This window comes from Exiguobacterium aurantiacum DSM 6208 (assembly GCF_000702585.1).
Taxonomy (GTDB): domain Bacteria; phylum Bacillota; class Bacilli; order Exiguobacteriales; family Exiguobacteriaceae; genus Exiguobacterium; species Exiguobacterium aurantiacum.
The window spans coordinates 1858161-1874641 of record NZ_JNIQ01000001.1 but is presented as its reverse complement, the minus strand read 5'-3'; the positions used below and the strand labels follow the sequence as shown (position 1 = coordinate 1874641).

At 54.6% G+C, this 16481-nt stretch carries 16 protein-coding genes, 1 pseudogene and 2 riboswitches; of the genes and pseudogenes, 7 read left to right on the top strand and 10 right to left on the bottom strand.

Annotated features, from left to right (window positions below; translation table 11 throughout):
- Nucleotides 1-18: 18 nt before the first annotated feature.
- Nucleotides 19-402, bottom strand: a complete 384-nt coding sequence (locus P398_RS0109890; RefSeq protein WP_024371917.1) for a DUF302 domain-containing protein — start codon at nucleotides 400-402, stop codon at nucleotides 19-21.
- Nucleotides 403-574: 172 nt separating this feature from the next.
- On the opposite strand from P398_RS0109890, the gene P398_RS0109885 reads away from it, so the two are divergent.
- The gene (locus P398_RS0109885) at nucleotides 575-970 is read left to right on the top strand and encodes a Spx/MgsR family RNA polymerase-binding regulatory protein (protein WP_024371918.1); all 396 of its coding nucleotides are present in this window, start codon (nucleotides 575-577) and stop codon (nucleotides 968-970) included.
- 28 nt (nucleotides 971-998) lie between these two features.
- Here P398_RS0109885 and P398_RS0109880 read toward each other — a convergent pair whose 3' ends face one another.
- The 5 genes and pseudogenes from P398_RS0109880 to P398_RS0109860 form a co-directional block, all read right to left on the bottom strand.
- On the bottom strand, nucleotides 999-1661 hold the full coding sequence (locus P398_RS0109880; RefSeq protein ID WP_024371919.1) for a methionine ABC transporter permease: 663 nt from the start codon (nucleotides 1659-1661) through the stop codon (nucleotides 999-1001).
- The gene (locus tag P398_RS0109875; protein ID WP_029335000.1) at nucleotides 1633-2667 is read right to left on the bottom strand and encodes a methionine ABC transporter ATP-binding protein; all 1035 of its coding nucleotides are present in this window, start codon (nucleotides 2665-2667) and stop codon (nucleotides 1633-1635) included. The genes P398_RS0109880 and P398_RS0109875 overlap by 29 nt, the downstream gene beginning before the upstream one ends.
- Before the next feature lie 9 nt (nucleotides 2668-2676).
- A pseudogene (locus P398_RS16125) lies at nucleotides 2677-3497 on the bottom strand (MetQ/NlpA family ABC transporter substrate-binding protein).
- 73 nt (nucleotides 3498-3570) lie between these two features.
- A riboswitch (SAM riboswitch) is annotated at nucleotides 3571-3674 on the bottom strand.
- 41 nt (nucleotides 3675-3715) lie between these two features.
- On the bottom strand, nucleotides 3716-4732 hold the full coding sequence (locus P398_RS0109865) for an iron-containing alcohol dehydrogenase (protein WP_029334999.1): 1017 nt from the start codon (nucleotides 4730-4732) through the stop codon (nucleotides 3716-3718).
- The gene (locus P398_RS0109860) at nucleotides 4729-5904 is read right to left on the bottom strand and encodes an aminotransferase class I/II-fold pyridoxal phosphate-dependent enzyme (RefSeq protein WP_029334998.1); all 1176 of its coding nucleotides are present in this window, start codon (nucleotides 5902-5904) and stop codon (nucleotides 4729-4731) included. The genes P398_RS0109865 and P398_RS0109860 overlap by 4 nt, the downstream gene beginning before the upstream one ends.
- A 77-nt stretch (nucleotides 5905-5981) precedes the next feature.
- A riboswitch (SAM riboswitch) is annotated at nucleotides 5982-6084 on the bottom strand.
- Nucleotides 6085-6254: 170 nt separating this feature from the next.
- Between P398_RS0109860 and P398_RS0109855 the strand changes: the two genes are divergently transcribed.
- The 3 genes from P398_RS0109855 (at nucleotide 6255) to P398_RS0109845 (ending at nucleotide 10495) form a co-directional block, all read left to right on the top strand.
- Entirely contained in the window at nucleotides 6255-7355 is a 1101-nt protein-coding gene (locus P398_RS0109855) for an AI-2E family transporter (protein ID WP_029334997.1), read from the top strand.
- A gap of 260 nt (nucleotides 7356-7615) precedes the next feature.
- Nucleotides 7616-8860 carry an MDR family MFS transporter gene (locus tag P398_RS0109850; protein WP_029334996.1) on the top strand — a complete coding sequence of 415 codons (1245 nt, stop codon included), beginning with the start codon at nucleotides 7616-7618 and terminating at the stop codon, nucleotides 8858-8860.
- Nucleotides 8861-9001: 141 nt separating this feature from the next.
- Nucleotides 9002-10495 carry a peptide MFS transporter gene (locus P398_RS0109845; RefSeq protein ID WP_029334994.1) on the top strand — a complete coding sequence of 498 codons (1494 nt, stop codon included), beginning with the start codon at nucleotides 9002-9004 and terminating at the stop codon, nucleotides 10493-10495.
- A 43-nt stretch (nucleotides 10496-10538) separates the two neighbouring features.
- On the opposite strand, the gene P398_RS0109840 is transcribed toward P398_RS0109845, so the two are convergent.
- On the bottom strand, nucleotides 10539-11834 hold the full coding sequence (locus tag P398_RS0109840; RefSeq protein WP_029334993.1) for a glutamine synthetase family protein: 1296 nt from the start codon (nucleotides 11832-11834) through the stop codon (nucleotides 10539-10541).
- 205 nt (nucleotides 11835-12039) lie between these two features.
- Between P398_RS0109840 and P398_RS0109835 the strand changes: the two genes are divergently transcribed.
- Nucleotides 12040-13068, top strand: a complete 1029-nt coding sequence (locus tag P398_RS0109835) for an SDR family oxidoreductase (RefSeq protein ID WP_081828297.1) — start codon at nucleotides 12040-12042, stop codon at nucleotides 13066-13068.
- Nucleotides 13069-13115: 47 nt separating this feature from the next.
- Here the strand turns inward: P398_RS0109835 and P398_RS0109830 are convergent, their stop codons facing one another.
- Together P398_RS0109830 and P398_RS0109825 are read right to left on the bottom strand one after the other, a co-directional pair.
- Nucleotides 13116-13439, bottom strand: a complete 324-nt coding sequence (locus tag P398_RS0109830; protein ID WP_029334989.1) for a general stress protein — start codon at nucleotides 13437-13439, stop codon at nucleotides 13116-13118.
- A 104-nt stretch (nucleotides 13440-13543) separates the two neighbouring features.
- Entirely contained in the window at nucleotides 13544-13771 is a 228-nt protein-coding gene (locus tag P398_RS0109825) for a hypothetical protein (RefSeq protein WP_029334983.1), read from the bottom strand.
- A gap of 94 nt (nucleotides 13772-13865) precedes the next feature.
- Here P398_RS0109825 and P398_RS0109820 point away from each other — a divergent pair, with 94 nt between their 5' ends.
- Together P398_RS0109820 and P398_RS0109815 are read left to right on the top strand one after the other, a co-directional pair.
- A complete protein-coding gene (locus P398_RS0109820) occupies nucleotides 13866-14924 on the top strand; it encodes a GTP pyrophosphokinase (protein WP_024371930.1) in 1059 nt (352 codons plus the stop codon).
- A gap of 90 nt (nucleotides 14925-15014) precedes the next feature.
- On the top strand, nucleotides 15015-15452 hold the full coding sequence (locus P398_RS0109815) for a MarR family winged helix-turn-helix transcriptional regulator (protein WP_029334981.1): 438 nt from the start codon (nucleotides 15015-15017) through the stop codon (nucleotides 15450-15452).
- Nucleotides 15453-15897: 445 nt separating this feature from the next.
- Here the strand turns inward: P398_RS0109815 and P398_RS0109805 are convergent, their stop codons facing one another.
- Nucleotides 15898-16479: a class F sortase gene (locus tag P398_RS0109805; RefSeq protein WP_034799126.1), complete on the bottom strand. Its 582-nt coding sequence runs from the start codon at nucleotides 16477-16479 to the stop codon at nucleotides 15898-15900.
- Between the last annotated feature and the right edge of the window lie 2 nt (nucleotides 16480-16481).

Here is a 16481-nt window from a genome sequence, read left to right as displayed (position 1 = left end):
TGTCAGCGGGTGTCCCGTTCAGATGCTGTTATCGATCGCACGTGTCAGTCTCGTCTCGACGTCTTGGGCGATCGACTGAAGCGACTCGTCCTCGATCAGTTCAATCAGTTTCGTCGGCTTCGGCATGCCGACATGCGTCGCCCCGTCTTTCGTGAACACGGCGAGTTTGCAAGGTAGGAAGTAACCGCCTTCCCGGTGCGCCGTCAACACTTTCTTCGCTTCCTTCGGATTGCACACTTCGAGGATGCGATAGTCCCCATCGATCGCCTGCCCTTTTTCCTCGAGCGTCTCACTCAAATTGAAGTCCCAGAGCACGCCAAACTCTTCTTCCTTGAGCGTCCCTTTTAATTTTTCGACGACATCCGCCACCGATTGGTCTGTCTTCACTGTGTAGTCAAACATGTGTTTCCCTCCTTAGTTGCAGTCTCCCTCGTCATGTACCCGAACTCGTCCAAAACGAATCACGCTGTCCGAATAAAAAAGTCTATGTTATTTGAAACATATTCGCTGTCCGTCACGTATGGATGAGAGAAAATAAAACTATCCAACTTGACGCAAAGGAGAAGTGGTTGTGGTGACGGTCACCGTATTCACACATACTAGTTGCAGTTCTTCCCGCAAGACGATCGATTGGTTACGTGAACAGAACATCCCGTTCGTCGAGAAAAAATTGACCGATCAAGGGATGTCATTCAGCGAGTTCAAAGATATGCTCCGGCTCACCGAGAACGGGACGACCGACCTGTTGTCCGTCCAAAAGAGTGTGTACAAACAGGCGGCGGACCAGCTCGATGAGATGTCGCTCCGTGAATTGTACAGTTTCGTCGCATCGCATCCCCAGATTTTGAAAAGCCCGATTGTCGTCGACGACAACCGGATTCAAATCGGGTTCAGCGAGAAAGAGATCCGTACGTTCATCCCGCGTCATGACCGAATCGCCGAGCTGAAACGTTTGCTCGACAATAAGTAAGAGCCCTGCCGAAGCAGAGCTCTTTTTCTTATGCCTTCTTCAAACGGGCCGCCAAACGGTTGCCGAACGATTGAATCGATTGGACGAGCAAAATCAAGACGAAGATCGTCACGTACATGACTTCCGGTTCGAAACGGAGGTGGCCATATTGATAAGCGATGTCACCGAGACCCCCCGCCCCGACGAGTCCGGCCATCGCAGTCGCCCCGATCAACCCGATCGTCGCAATCGTCAAACCGAGGACGATCGACGAGCGGGCCTCGCGGATGAGGACGTACCAGATGATCTTCCGCGTCGAGATGCCCATCGCCTCATACGCCTCGACGACGCCGCGGTCGACTTCGAGGAGCGCCGACTCCATCAGTCGGGCGATATACGGTGCCGTGAAGACGATGAGTGGGAGCAGCACGCCTTGAACCCCGATCGTCGTTCCCATGATGAACCGTGTGAATGGCAAGATGAAGAACAACAAGATGATGAACGGGATCGAACGAACGACGTTGATGACGCTCGAGAGCGCGCCGTAGACGTAGCGGTTCGCCAAACGCCCGCTCGGACGCGTCAACACGAGCAACGTGCCGAGCGGCAGTCCGATGAACGTAGAGATGACGAGGGCGATGCCCGTCATCGTCAGCGTCTGGAGCGTACCGCTCCAAATCAAGTCACCCCAGTCGGCCCAAAACTGTAGCATGGTTCGTCACCTCCTTCACTTTCACGCCGCTCGCTTCGAGATAGCGGACGGCTTGGTCGGTCTGGTCGGCATCCCCGTCGAGATGGATGAGCAGGTTGCCGACGAGACCACGCTTCAATTTCTTGATGCCGCCCCCAATGATGTTCGGGAGGAGGCCGAACCGTTTCGTCAGCTGGGCGAGGACGGCCTGTTCGGTCTGGCTGCCGATGAACGACAAGTGGACGAGCGTACCGTGCGTGCTCAGTTCTTTGACGACTTCTTCCGGCACGTCGAGGTTCGTCTTCAAGAACTTTTGCGTCGTCGTATGCACCGGGTCGGCGAACACATCGAGCACGTCGCCTTCCTCGACGATCTTGCCGCAGTCGATGACGGCGACACGGTCGCAGATCCGTTCGATGACTTCCATCTCGTGGGTGATCAGGAAAATCGTCAACCCGAGCTCGCGGTTGATCTCGAGCAACAAGTCGAGGATCGATTCGGTCGTCTCCGGATCGAGCGCGCTCGTCGCCTCGTCGCTAAGAAGAATGTCAGGCTCATGCGCGAGGGCACGGGCGATGGCGACGCGTTGTTTCTGGCCACCTGAAAGTTGCTCCGGGTAATGCTTACGATGGTCGGTCAGTCCGACGATGTCGAGGTATTTGTCGACGCGCTGTCGGATCGTCTGTTTATCGAGACCTTCGAGACGGAGCGGGATGGCGACGTTCTCTTCGACCGTGGCCGTCTTCAGCAAGTTGTAATGTTGAAAGATCATCCCGATGCGGTGCCGGAGCTTCGAGAGTTCCTTCTTCCCTAGTTTCGTGATGTCTTGTCCTTCAATCTCGACTTGGCCCGACGTCGGGCGTTCAAGCAGGTTGATCATCCGGATGAGCGTGCTCTTGCCGGCCCCGCTGCGCCCGATGATGCCGAAGATCTCGCCTTTTTCGATCGTGAGCGACACGTCATCGAGCGCCGTGACCGTTCCTTTGTTGACAGTGAACGTCTTTTTGATATGTTTGAGTGCGATCATAGGACCTCCTTAAAACGCCGGGACAATCGAGCCGTTGAACGTCTCTTCGATGAACGTCCGAATCTCGTCAGAGTGGTAGTACGACTTGAGCGTCTCGACGACCTCGTCTTCTTTGTTGTCGGTCCGGACGACGACGTAGTTCGGATACGGGTTGTCGACCGTGTCTTCATGGAATAGGGCGTCCTCGTTGATCGAGAGCCCCGCCCCCATCGCGAAGTTCGTGTTGATCGCCGCGAGGGCGACCTCAGGGAGTTGCGTCGGGAGCTGGGACGCTTCGAGCTCGATGAACTCGAGGTTGAGCGGGTTCTCGGCGATGTCTCGTTTCGTCGCCTTGTCCGTCAATCCTTCCTTGAGTGTGATGAGGCCGGCCGTCTCATAGAGGCGAAGGGCACGAAGTTCGTTCGCCGGGTCGTTCGGCACGGCGACCTTGTCGCCTTCTTTCAATTCGTCGATGTCTGTCAACTTGTCCGAATAGAGCCCCATCGGGAAGGCGACCGTCTTGAACACGTCGTCGATCTTATAGCCTTTATCGGACTTTTGCAGTTCAAGGAACGACAACGTCTGATAGCTGTTCACGTCAAGGCTACCCTCGGCGAGCGCGGCGTTCGGGGTGTTGTAATCGTTGAACACTTTGATGTCGAGTTCGAGTCCGTCCTCAGCCGCGAGCTTCTTCACTTCCTCGGCAATTTGCTGGTGCGGCCCCCGGTCACACCGATCGTGAGCGACTCGTTGCTGAGCGCCTCGCTCGCATCAGATTGCCCACACGCTGAGAGCGCGATGGCGGCGAGTAATGATGTTCCGGCAAATACTGTTTTCTGTTTGATGTTCATGAATGATTCCTCCTCCAAAATAAAAGCCCGCTACTCACAAAGAGCGGCGGGCACGACAAATCGAAGTCGGACACGCTCATCTCCCAGACGTTTCGTCTGTTGGAATTAGCACCATGATCATAACGATCTGGTTGCCGGGTTTCACAGGGCCAGTCCCTCCACCACTCTTGATAAGCAATCGGTCTTATTTAATTGTCTTAATCTTACTCGTTTTTCTTTTATCTGTAAATAGTTTTCTGTAAATTTTCAAAAATTATTTTCAAATAGTCACTATCAAGCGGTTCGGGCAACTGTTGCAACGTCGTCTCCCTCATAACCGAGGCCACGAGACGTGGGATGTCGTCCGCAGAAAGACCGAGCGCGTCGAGCGTCGTCGGGGCCTCCACTTGCTCGAGCCACGAACGAAGCACAGCCACGTCGGGCGAGCGGCGCAAGGACTCCTGAACGAGCAATCCGAAACCGACCTTGTCCCCGTGGAGGAAAGCATGGGTCGTCTCGAACTCGCTGAGTGCGTTATGGACGGCGTGCGCGACGGCGACCCGTGTCCCAGCATCCCCGAAGCCACCGACAGCTCCGCCGATGGCGAGCACGTGGTCGACCGCGTAGCGCGTCCCTTCGCTGTATGAGCGGAAGGCGGTCTCGGTTAGCTCGATTTCGAGCAGACGATGACATTGCTTGGAGAGCGCGATTCCGGCATCGACACCCGCAACGGTCGAGTTATCACCGCTCAAATAGCGGGCCTCATAGAACTTCGCGACCGTGTCGATGACCCCGGCTCGGTAATAATCGTACGGTGAAGACGCGATGACCCGGGCGTCGACGATGACGCGTTCGATGATGACACGGAATACGTCGTACCGGTCGTAGCTCCCGTCTTCCCGGTACACGACGCTGAGCGGGGTGAACGCCGCACAGTTAGAAGCGAGCGTCGGGATGACGATGAGCGGGACGCCGTTCCGCACGGCGACGAGCTTGGCCGTGTCGACGAGCTTGCCGCCACCGATGGCGACTAAGACGTCCGCTCCGTCAAGGTCGACTCGGTCCGCCTCGCGATCCGTGCACTCGCCTGCGAACGATGTTGCCGGATACGCCTTCAAAGAAGGAAGCAGCCGTTCGACGACGGGGTAGCCGTGTCGCCCGCGCAACACATGCACCCGGCGGCCTCCGATCAGTTCGCCGAGCCGATCGAGGGCATCGTCGTCGTGGTCATACTCGAGGACGGCTTGACGAATCATGCCCGCACCTCCTCATAAGCGGCGAACAGCTGCTCGATGCGCGCGACGGCCTCGTCAATCTTCGGTTCCGGCGAGACGAGGCCGAACCGGACGTACTGTTCACCTTCCGCGCCGAAGAAATATCCTGGCGTCACCGCGACGCCTGCCTCATGGAGCAACTTCTGCGAAAACGACTTGGCATCTCCCTCCGGCACTCTCGCCCAGACGAAGAATGAACCTTTCGGGGCCGGGACGTCCCAACCGGCTCGACGCAACCCGTCCACCAATCGGTCCCGCCGAGCCTCGTATAGACGGGCCAGGTCATCGCGGACGGATTTTGGTGACTCGAGCGCTGCGACCGCCGCCTCTTGGATGGCCGAGAACACGCTGACGTGGACGTGGTCTTGATACGTGTTGATCGCCTCGATGATATCCTTGTTGCCGACGGCGAAGGCGACGCGCCAGCCAGACATGTTGAACGCCTTCGACATCGTGTACACTTCGATGCCGACCTCTTTCGCCCCGTCGGCTTGAAGGAAGCTCGGCGGGACATGGCCGTCAAAGCCGATACTGCCGTAGGCGAAGTCGTGGACGACCATCAGTTCCCGCTCCTTGGCGAATTGCACCGTCTCCTCGAAAAAGCGTGGCGTCGCGACGGCGCCGGTCGGATTGCTCGGGTAGTTCAAATACATGAGCCGCGCCCCGTGCGTGTCGAGCGTCTCGTAATCCGGAAGAAAATCGTTGGCTTCTGTCAAGACGAGGTCGTGGACGCGCGCCCCGGCGAGCCGGGCCCCGGAGATATAGTCCGGGTAGCCCGGGTTCGGGAGCAGGATGCCCTCCTCTGGTTCAAGGACGCATTGTGGGAGCGTGATCAGCCCCGATTTCGACCCGATCAAAATTGCGACCTCGCTCTCGGCATCGATCTCGACCCCGTACTCGTTCAAGTAGAACGTCGCCACCGCCTGTTTCAAACGGCTTTGCCCACGGAACGGGCCATACTGATGCGTGTCCGGATTCGCGAGCGCCGTCTCGAGCGCCTCACAGATCGGCTTTGGCGTCGGCAAGTCCGGCGTCCCTTGTCCGAGCCGGATGATGTCGGCCCCGGCCTGTTCGAGCGCGGCCACTTCTTTCGCGAGCCCGACGAAATGTTGGGGTGGTAAAGTTTTAAGTAAGTTTGAACGTCTGTCTGCCATGGATGGTCCTCCTATGCAAAAAACACCCCTTTCCACGGAAAGGGGTGTCGAGATACGGACGTATTCAAACAACCACCTTCCCATCTCTCAAGGTCACCTTGCTGGAATTAGCACAGTATTGGTATACAATCTGTTGCTGAAGCTTCATCGGGCCAGTCCCTCCGCTTCTCTTGATAGAAAGTGTTTATATGCGATTTATGTGTAATATGTCCTTTAGTAAACCAAACGTTACCAATCCTGTCAATCCTTATTTTGAAAATTGCTATGGCCTCTTGAAACCCTGAAAAAAAACGGTCATAGTAAAAGAAGAACGTTATTCTGAAAAAAATATAGGATGAGGGGATGGACTAGTGGAGCTAAACCGTCAGTTGATTTTGAAATTAAGTGTGATCGGCCTAATCTTTCTCGTCTTATGGCGAGTCATCAGTGAGCCGGACACGATCTCTCGCGTTTTACAATACACGTTTCAACTGTTGACGCCCGTCATCATGGGAATCGCCATCGCCTTGTTGTTGAACACGGTCCTTTCTTATATGGAAGAACGGTTCGCACTGAAACGATATCAAGGGCTGTTGATCGTCTACGTGACGTTCATCGGGTTGCTCGTCATCTCGGCCGTGACGCTGTTCCCGCGGATATATTCGAGTGTCTCGTCGCTCATCGAGGAGCTCCCGTTTTACATTCGCCAAATCGATGGGTTCTTAGGGCAATTGAACACGTTTTTACACGATTATAACGAGACGATTGCTCAGACGCTCGACTTCAAACGATTCGAGGAACGTTACTCCGGTTGGGTCGAGGCGGCCGTGTTGTCCTCGGTCAGCTACGTCTCGAGCTTCACGATGACACTCATCAACTTCTTGATCGGCATCGTCATCTCGATCTACTTGTTGAAAGACAAGGAAGTGTTCGCCCGCATGTTCAAGCGTCTGCTGTATGCAATGTTCCCGGTCGCCACGGCGAAGACGACGATCGACATCTTCCAGGAGATGGACTATATCTTCAAGCGCTATATCATCGGCAAGTCACTCGACTGCCTCATCATCGGTGTGATGGCCGTCGTCGGTCTCCTCGTTATCGGTGCACCGTACGCGCTCTTACTCGGTGTCATCATCGGGATCTTGAACTTCATCCCGTACGTCGGCCCGCTCCTCGGCATGATCCCGGCGTTCATCATCACATACTTCTATGACCCGTTCACGGCCGTTCTCGTCTTGGTATTCATCTTCTTGCTGCAACAGTTCGACGGATTGTGGCTCGGACCGAAGATACTCGGCGACAGCGTCGGCATCACCCCGTTCTGGGTCATCACCTCGATCATCATCGGCGGCAGTTTGTTCGGCCTCGTCGGGATGTTCGTCAGCGTGCCGGTGACGGCGATGATTCAAGTCATCTTGTCGCGGCTCATCGATTACCGGCTCACCCGCAAGAACTTGAACGAGCTCCTGTAGCTAGAGAAATGTGTTGACATATTGAAACTACCTGTCATACATTTGAAACGTAGACACACGACATTCACGAAAGGAGGCTGCCCCATGTCAGTCATGAACGTACCACAAACGAAACTTCATATTGACGGGCGGGCGCCTCGACTTTTCTGAAAAAGATCGGTTTTGCCTGCCCATCCGTGGCATGCGCAAATTTAAAGGGACGAGTATGCTTCCGTGCATGCTGCGTCCCTTTTTACTTTCTCATAAACAGGTGAACCCGTATGTATCAATCACTCAAGCGGCTCGACCGCAACATTTGGATCCGTTTTCTCGGCGAGACGATCACCGGCGTCATGATGTTCATGATCGCCCCGTTCCTCGTCCTCTACTATAGTGACAAGCTCGACAGTTACGTCCAAGTCGGGGTCATCCTGGCGACAGGACCGATCATGGCGCTCATCGGCTCGGTCATCGGCGGACGTTTCGCGGACATCTATGGCCGCAAGCCCGTCATGATGATCGCCATCATCGGGGATGCGCTCGCACTCGTCGGCTTCGCCTTCGCCGACTCGTTCTGGCCGTTGTTGCTTCTAAACGCGATGCTCGGTTTGACGAATTCACTGTTCCACCCGGCCGCGAGCGCCATGGTCGCCGACGTGACCGAACCGGAGCAGTTGAACGAAGCGTTCGGCTTGCTCCGCATGGGGCACAACATCGGGGCCGCGTTCGGTCCGCTCCTTGGCAGTGCCGTCCTCTTCCTCGACCGACAATATATCTTTTTCGCGGCGGCAGTCGTGTTCGGGATCTATGCGCTCGTCCTGGCCAAATGGATTCGTGAGACGTTGCCGGAGACGACCGAGCACGAGACGTTGTCGAACCAAGACGTGTTGCGCGTCTTCGCCCAGGACCGCGTCTTCCTCGTCTTCATTTTCGCCGGCGTCTTCATCTCGATGGGCTTTGCCATCGTCGAGAGCATGTTGCCGCTATTCTTGCGAGAATCGTTCCCGACGTTCACGGACCGGCAAAACCCGTTCGCATACTTGCTCGCCTTGAACGGCATCATGGTCGTCTTGTTCCAGTTCCCGATCGCCTCGAAGCTCGGCCAAAAACCGTTCGGGAACGTCATGCTCGCCGGGGCGACCGTGTTCGGTGTCGGCATGATGCTCCTCGCCGTCGTTCCGCGTCTCCTTTATTCAGTCGGCACGCCATATCTCATGCTCGTCTCGATCTTGCTCGCCGTCTATGCGTTCTATACGCTCGGGGAGATGATCATGTCACCGGTCCAACAGACGTTCATCGCCATGATCGCGCCTGAGAACATGCGCGGGGCCTACAATGGGGCCGCCAGCATCCAGTGGTTGATCGGGGGCGTGACGGCGCCGCTGTTCGCGAGCTTGTTCTTCAATCGCGGTGCCGGCCACGTCGCCCTCCTCCTTGTTGGCCTCGCCAGCTGCGTCTCCGGTCTCATCTACTGGCAGCTCGGACGTCGGGTCCGCGCGACAGAAGCCAAACAGAAGACGGCTTGACCTTAAGACCACACTAAACCCCGCTGTTTAGTGTGGTTTTTAGTTTCATTTCATTATAGTTAAATTTTGAAGCGGAAATTCGTTTTTACTTTACAAACATAACGGTTCTTTTTATGATATGAAAGTTGGGAGGGATCTTTCATGGAAAGAATCGATAAACAGAAAATCGTGGACAGCGTGCCACAAAAAGGTTTTTTCGGACAACCTAAAGGATTGTTCACGTTGTTCTTCACAGAGTTTTGGGAACGTTTCTCGTACTACGGGATGCGGGCCATCCTTGTCTTTTACATGTATTACGAAGTGTCCGAGGGCGGTCTCGGCCTTGACCGAAACGTCGCCTTGTCGATCATGTCGGTGTACGGGGCGCTCGTCTATATGTCTGGGGTCATCGGCGGCTGGCTCGCGGACCGCGTGTTCGGGACGTCACGGGCCGTCTTCTACGGCGGTGTGTTCATCATGCTTGGACATATCGTCTTGTCGGTACTAGGCAGCCTGACGTTCTTGTTCATCTCGATGGGGCTGATCGTCATCGGCACCGGTCTCTTGAAACCGAACGTCTCGAGCATCGTCGGCGACTTGTACCATGAGACGGACCGTCGTCGCGATGCCGGTTTCAGTATCTTCTATATGGGCATCAACCTCGGGGCGTTTATCTCCCCGCTCATCGTCGGACAAGTGCAGGCCGATTACGGCTTCCATTGGGGCTTCGCCCTCGCCGCCGTCGGGATGTTCATCGGGCTCGTCGTCTTCATCGTCACGAAGAAAGGCAATCTTGGGTTAGCCGGGTCCTACGTGCCGAACCCGTTGACGCCGTCAGAACGGAAAAACGCGATCAAATACTCGACCATCGCCGTCCTTGTAATCGGTGGACTGCTCGCCGTCTTGATTCCACGCGGGCTATTCACGATCAACACGTTCATCGGACTCGTCGGTGTGTTCGGGATCGCAATCCCGACAATCTACTTCATCGTCATGTATCGTAGTCCGAAGACGACAGAAATCGAGCGGTCGCGCATCATCGCCTACATCCCGCTCTTCATCGCCTCGGTCATGTTCTGGGCAATCCAGGAGCAAGGGGCGACGATTCTCGCCAACTACGCTGATCAACGGACGAACTTGAACTTCCTCGGTCTCGAGCTGCGCGCGGCATGGTTCCAATCACTCAATCCGCTGTTCATCATCATGCTTGCGCCGGTGTTCGCCTGGTTATGGGTCCGGCTCGGTGACCGTGAGCCGAGCATCCCGGTCAAGTTCGCGTTCGGCATCTTATTCGCCGGACTCAGCTTCTTGGTCATCTTGCTACCGGCTTACTTCGGAGGGCCGGACACGCTCGTCAACCCGCTCTGGCTCGTCCTCAGTTACTTTATCGTCGTCCTCGGCGAGCTCAGCCTGTCACCGGTCGGACTGTCGGCGACGACGAAACTCGCACCGGCGGCCTTCTCGGCCCAAACGATGTCGCTTTGGTTCTTGTCGAATGCGGCGGCACAAGGAATCAACGCCCAGCTCGTCCGCTTTTACTCGCCGGAGAACGAGATGATTTACTTCGGTGTCATCGGTGGCGCCGCCATCGTCCTCAGTCTGATTTTGTTCGCCCTCGCACCCGTCATCAAACGCTATATGCGCGGGATTCACTAAAAAGACGCCATTCCTCACGTTGGAGGAATGGCGTCTTTACTTATTACTTGCGGACTTGGATGAGCGACAAGTAACGATCGATCAAATCTTCGTTGAAATAGTTGTGGAAGCTGTCCGACTTGAGCGATTGAATCGACTCATGGAACGTCGATGGGAGCGAGGCGATGCCTTGGCTCTCGATTTGTTTCGCCGAGTACTCGAACAAGTCATCTTCGTTTGGTGCCGACGGTTCAAGCTGTTGCTCGATTCCTTCGAGACCGGCGTAGATGAGAGCGGCGAGCGCCAAGTACGGGTTCGCGCTCGGGTCCGGGTTGCGGACTTCGACGCGTGTCGCACTACCGCGCGATGCCGGGATCCGGATCATCGAGCTTCGGTTCGACGGGCTCCAGCAGATGTTGACCGGCGCCTCGAAACCAGGGACGAGACGTTCATACGATTCTGGGAGCGGGTTCGTGAAGATGGCGGTCGCACGCGCATGCTTCAAGATCCCTTCGATGAAATGACGGGCCGTCTTAGACAGACCGTAATCCGCATCCGGCTCCTCGAAGGCGTTGTCTGTCGGTTTTCCATCCTTATCGTTCTTCCAGACCGAGATGTTCAAATGCATCCCCGAACCGTTCACATCGCGGAGCGGCTTCGGTAGGAATGACACTTTCGCGCCCTTCTCTTGGGCGGCGAGCTGGACGATCTCCTTGAAGAACTGGATATTGTCGGCCGTACGGAGTGCATCGTCATACTTGATACCGATCTCATGCTGGGCCGGCGCCACTTCATGGTGGACCGCCTCGATATTGAAGCCGACTTCGCTCAAGCGGTTGGCGATATGTTGGCGTACCTCATAGCCTTTGTCTTCCGAGCGGGTCGAGAAGTATCCGGCCTCGTCATAAAATTCACCGTTCTCGTCAAAGATAAAGAACTCCGGCTCGGCCCCTACGAAAATCGAGTAGCCGTCACGGGCAGCACGCTCGAGCGCATCTTTCAAGACGTTCCGGGGATCAAACTCGTATCGCTCCCCTTCAGAAGTACAAACGTCACAGAAGAAGGCGAGGATGCTCTCGTCACTGTCTTTTTCGTACCGTGGACGATCTAAATCCGGGCGTAAGAATAAGTCTGAGTTTTTGATGGAAGAGAATCCGTCGATGGACGATCCGTCGAACATCGTTTTCCCTTCAAAGACTTCCGGCAACAATTTCGCAGACAGCGTCAATAGCTTCAAATCTCCGAGGACGTCCGAGAAATACATATGGATCTGGGTGATCCCTTTCTCTTCGACCGCTTTCTCAATCTCTGCTTGCTGCTTCCTGTAGCCATCCTTATCAGTTCCGAATAGATTTGCCATGATTCTAAAAAACCTCACTTAAGTTATTTGACAGGTCAACACTGTCATGACGTACCTTGCGTACGCTTCTCTTTAAGTCATAACCCACTTCAAAAATTGTTAAACCCCAAAATCGAAAACAAATGATCAAAGTGGCTCGAATGGCCCCATGTTGGTATGATGGAGGAAGACTGAGACAGAGAGGAAGAACACTGTGAACATATTTATGACAGGCGCGACAGGATTTTTAGGAGGACGGTTGGCACGGGAATTGATCGCACGGGGGCATCGGCTCTACCTGCTCGCCCGCTCACCGGAAAAAGTGAAGCGCACCTTCTCGACGACAGAACTTGCATCTATCGACGTCCTCGCCGGGGACTTGACGTCTCCCCTTCTCGGCGCCGATGACGCGTTCATCGGGACGAACAAAAAGAAGATCGACCTGGTGCTCCATATGGCAGCGCTCGTCAAGTTCGACGAAGAGCTCCGGGACGAGCTGTTCGAGACGAACTTGACCGGGACGAAACAAGCACTCGCGCTCACGAAAGCGCTCGAGTGCCCCCGCTTCTTCCACGTCAGCACGGCCTATACGCTCGGTGTCCGTGAAATCGGACATGAGACGCTCTATGCGACGGACCAGCCGTTCCATAACCCGTATGAGGAGAGCAAAGCCCATGCGGAACAGGCGGTCTGGGACGAGCGGCATCATCTCGACGTATCGATCTTCCGTCCCGCTATCATCGTCGGGGACTCGAAGACCGGCGAAGCCGACTCGAAATTCACGATGTACGGCTACATGCGTGCGCTCGAGGTGTTCAAGCGCCGCCTTGAACGTCGTGGTGCGCCGGACGGGCCGATTCGTCTCGTCGGCTCCGAAACGGGGACTTCGAACCTCGTCCCGGTCGACTACGTCGCTGACGTCCTTCTCGCCGCGATCGAACACGCTCGTCCGAACACGATCTACAACGTGACGAATGACACACCACCGCGCAACGAAGACATGCTCGACTACATGAAACACGCGCTCGCCTTCCCTCATCTACACATCACGGACACACCGACATCGTCTTTGAGCGTCGTCGAGCAGGCGTTCAATGACATGGTCAAAGTATTCAACCCGTATTTGAATCGCGACATCAACTTCGTCGATACGAACACGAAACAACTTCTGGCCGAGGCCGGGTACGCACCGCTCGATTTGAACGAACGGTCACTCAAACGAATCGTCGACGCCTATTACGATACGAAATCATGAAAAATACGGACCTGACGCGCGCGTCAGGTCCGTTCTGCATGAGTGCATTATGATTTGTCGCAGACGAGAACGATCTTGCCGTCTTGAATCTCGCCTTCAAGCGATTCGACCATTTCTTTTGTCAAGCCGAGGCTTTCCAACTGTTCGATCCGATCGTCTGAGTTTTTCGTGAATTTCGAGACGAGTGACTCCCAGAGCCCTTTCTCCGTGATGCGGTAAGGCTGGACGCCTGCTTCAGCGGCGAGGCGGAGCGTCAATTCTTCGTCTTTCGCGAATAAGTAAATGTGTTCGTTCACACAGCCGCCCGAAACCATCCCGTTCACTTCATGGTCGACCGACATCATATCTCGTACAATTCTCGTTTCTAACATTATTCATCCTCCTAAACGTTCACCTTCATAAAAATCGAATAATATACTATTCCCCAAAAATGAGACGTAAAACCCGATTTATGGTGATCATCGAAAAGGCATCCTCACACGAATCGAACCGACCAGCACTCAATCGCGAAATGTTCGACGAGCGTTTCAATCCGAGCCCGCTCTTCCTGTTCAGAGGCGACCGCTGCACACGTGGCAGTGAAAGATAGCGTCGTTCCTTGTTTTTGGATGTGCGAGATTCGGTAACCGGACTGTTGCAAGAGGGACGCCGTAATCTCCAATATTTCTTGTTCGCTTGATTCGAACGAATGGTGTGCTCTCATATTCGTACCTCCGACTTGATTTCCATGTTTGCGTCATATGTGTCCTCATTTCAATGATGCTATACTTAAGACAACGAGACAAGGAGTGATACGGATGCCGACACAAGACATGAATGCGATCATGCTCGATTACTTGAATGAGAAGGAAGACTATGAGGCGTTCGCCGCCAAGCTGAAACAACTACTTAGCGAATTACTCGATGATGCCGGAATTCAGTTCCATTCCATCGTCGCCCGGGCGAAGGAAGCCGAGAGCCTCTACGCCAAACTATCAAGGAAACCGTATCAATACCGGTCGCTCCGTGACGTGCAAGACTTGGCCGGTATTCGGATCGTGACTTATTTTCACGATGACGTGCGCGCCGTCGCCCAAATCCTCGAAGAAGAGTTTCGGATCGACCGCGAGCAGTCGATTGACAAGTCGACGTTGCTCGACCCGAACGAATTCGGGTATTTATCAGTCCACTACGTCGTCGGGCTGAACGAAAAGCGGCTAGCGCTCGGCGAATACCGCCGCTATGAGGAGAAGGAGGCAGAGATTCAAGTCCGGTCGATCCTGCAACACGCTTGGGCCGAAATCGAGCACGACCTCGGGTATAAGAATCCGAACGCGGTGCCGCCGGAAATCAAACGTAGCTTCAGCCGGGTCGCCGGACTGCTTGAAATCGCCGACTCAGAGTTCGTGAACATTCGAAAACAGCTGCGTACGTTTGAGCAAGAGACGGTCGAACGCATCGTCGAAACACCGGAGGAAGTCACGATCACCCGTGACAACTTGAACTACTATATCGCCAATGACATCACCGTCGAGAAACTCGATAACGCCATTTTCCAAAGCGACTGGCTGCTCGAGACGGACCTCTCGACGATCATCGAATTGACACGCATGTTCCATTATGCGGAGATCCGGACGTTCCAAGACTTGAGTGACACGCTCGAACATTATTTTAAACAAGCCGTCAATTGTGCCACCCTATTGCCGTCTTCTCTTTTGCCGCGCCAAGGCATGGGTGTCGTCTATGCCGTCCTGGCAAAACTGCTCGCCGAAGGAGACGATCAACAAATCGAGTTCTTCTTCCGCCGGTTTTATCCAGATTTGAAACATTATGATGAAATCATCCAACAATTACGCGTCCGGGAAGAGCCGACATAACTTTACAGACTTCATGTTTTTATTGTAGAATGTTTTTATGTACTGAAATATATGCAAATAATGATTTTTTAGTAGGAGGGACTTCCGAGGATGACAACACCTGTCCAAACAGCATCCCGCCGTCAGCTCGTCGCTGACGCCGAACGCGGGATTCGCATGAACTATCGCGGAGTGAAAAAAAACCTCCGGGCGATGTTCTCACAATATTTAACGCGTAACGAATTCTTCATCCTTCGGTCGCTCTGCCAAACGAGCCCGCAAATCGCATCGGCCTTGTCGAATGAGTTTCAATTTTCAGCGTCTATGATCACCGCTCTTGCGGACGAATTGACGAAGAAAGGACTCATTTCGCGCGAGCGCAGTGAACGTGACCGCCGTGTCGTCGAGCTTCAAGCGACAGAAGAAGGCCGGGCCTTGTTCGAGACGTTAGAAGATATGAAGATTGAGTATTTGATGGACGTGTTCAAGGACTTCTCGGACGAAGAAGTGATCGTCCTCTCAAAACTGCTCGATCGCATGGACGCATAAGCGTTCGCGGAGCTTGAAGTCTACATCAAAATAAGCCACAGACCCGTCACTAGGATGGGCCTGTGGCTTATTTTTTGGGGTCACCGTTCTGCTGACGGAGACGGCCCGATTCATTCCACCTTCGTTTTTCCTCTTCATACAGCTCTTGTTCTTGCCTTAAGCGTATGCCTCGGAGCTTTCGGTCAAACGTTCTGGTCGCTTTCTTACTCGATTTTGCAATCACATTGCGCCATATCACATAGCCCACCGTCGCTATGATCAGACTCCATCCGACATGTTCGACCGTCGTGTAGGCGAGAAACCACATCGCGAACCACAGTCCCACCGATGAGGCGTACTTATTAAGCATTGTGATTTCATTCACCCCTGCATCTTGTATTGAAGATTGCCTTCACCCCATTTAACAATAAACAACCCGGAGTAGCAATCACCCCGGGTTGTCGAGTCAATCGCGTATGAGTTTTGCTGTCACGATGATTCGATCGCGATATCCGTTCACTGGATCGTAAGGACCCGCACACGTGATCAACTGCAGGCGCTCGGATTGTGTCGCCGCAAATATCGAAGCGAGCGGCACATCTTCGAGCAAATACCGTTCCACAGCGACGACCTCATATCGGGCGACCTGATCGCTATGTTGGAGTGTCACCATCTCTCCTAGCTGTAACGTTCCAAGGTCGCTAAAGATGGCAGGGCCTTGTAGATCATCCAGATGACCAGACAGCACGACGTTACCGACGGCACCAGCTCTGGCACCGTATTGATACCATCCGACCTCGTTGACGTGATCCGGGGTGTCCATCCGGTCGAGTCGGTCTTTCCCGACCGGCTGCACCTTCGCATCGACGTCAATCGACGGGATGATCAATCGTTTCGGCACGAACGTCTCACGGTGAAACGATTGTCGCTCGACTTCGGTCGAGGCGAGCACGAGCGGCTCGGAAAAGCCGACCGTTTTCAGCTTCGGCGTTGCGTCAGGCGCATCGGCCGAGGCGGCAACCGTTAGAAACAGGAACGTCCCAATCACGA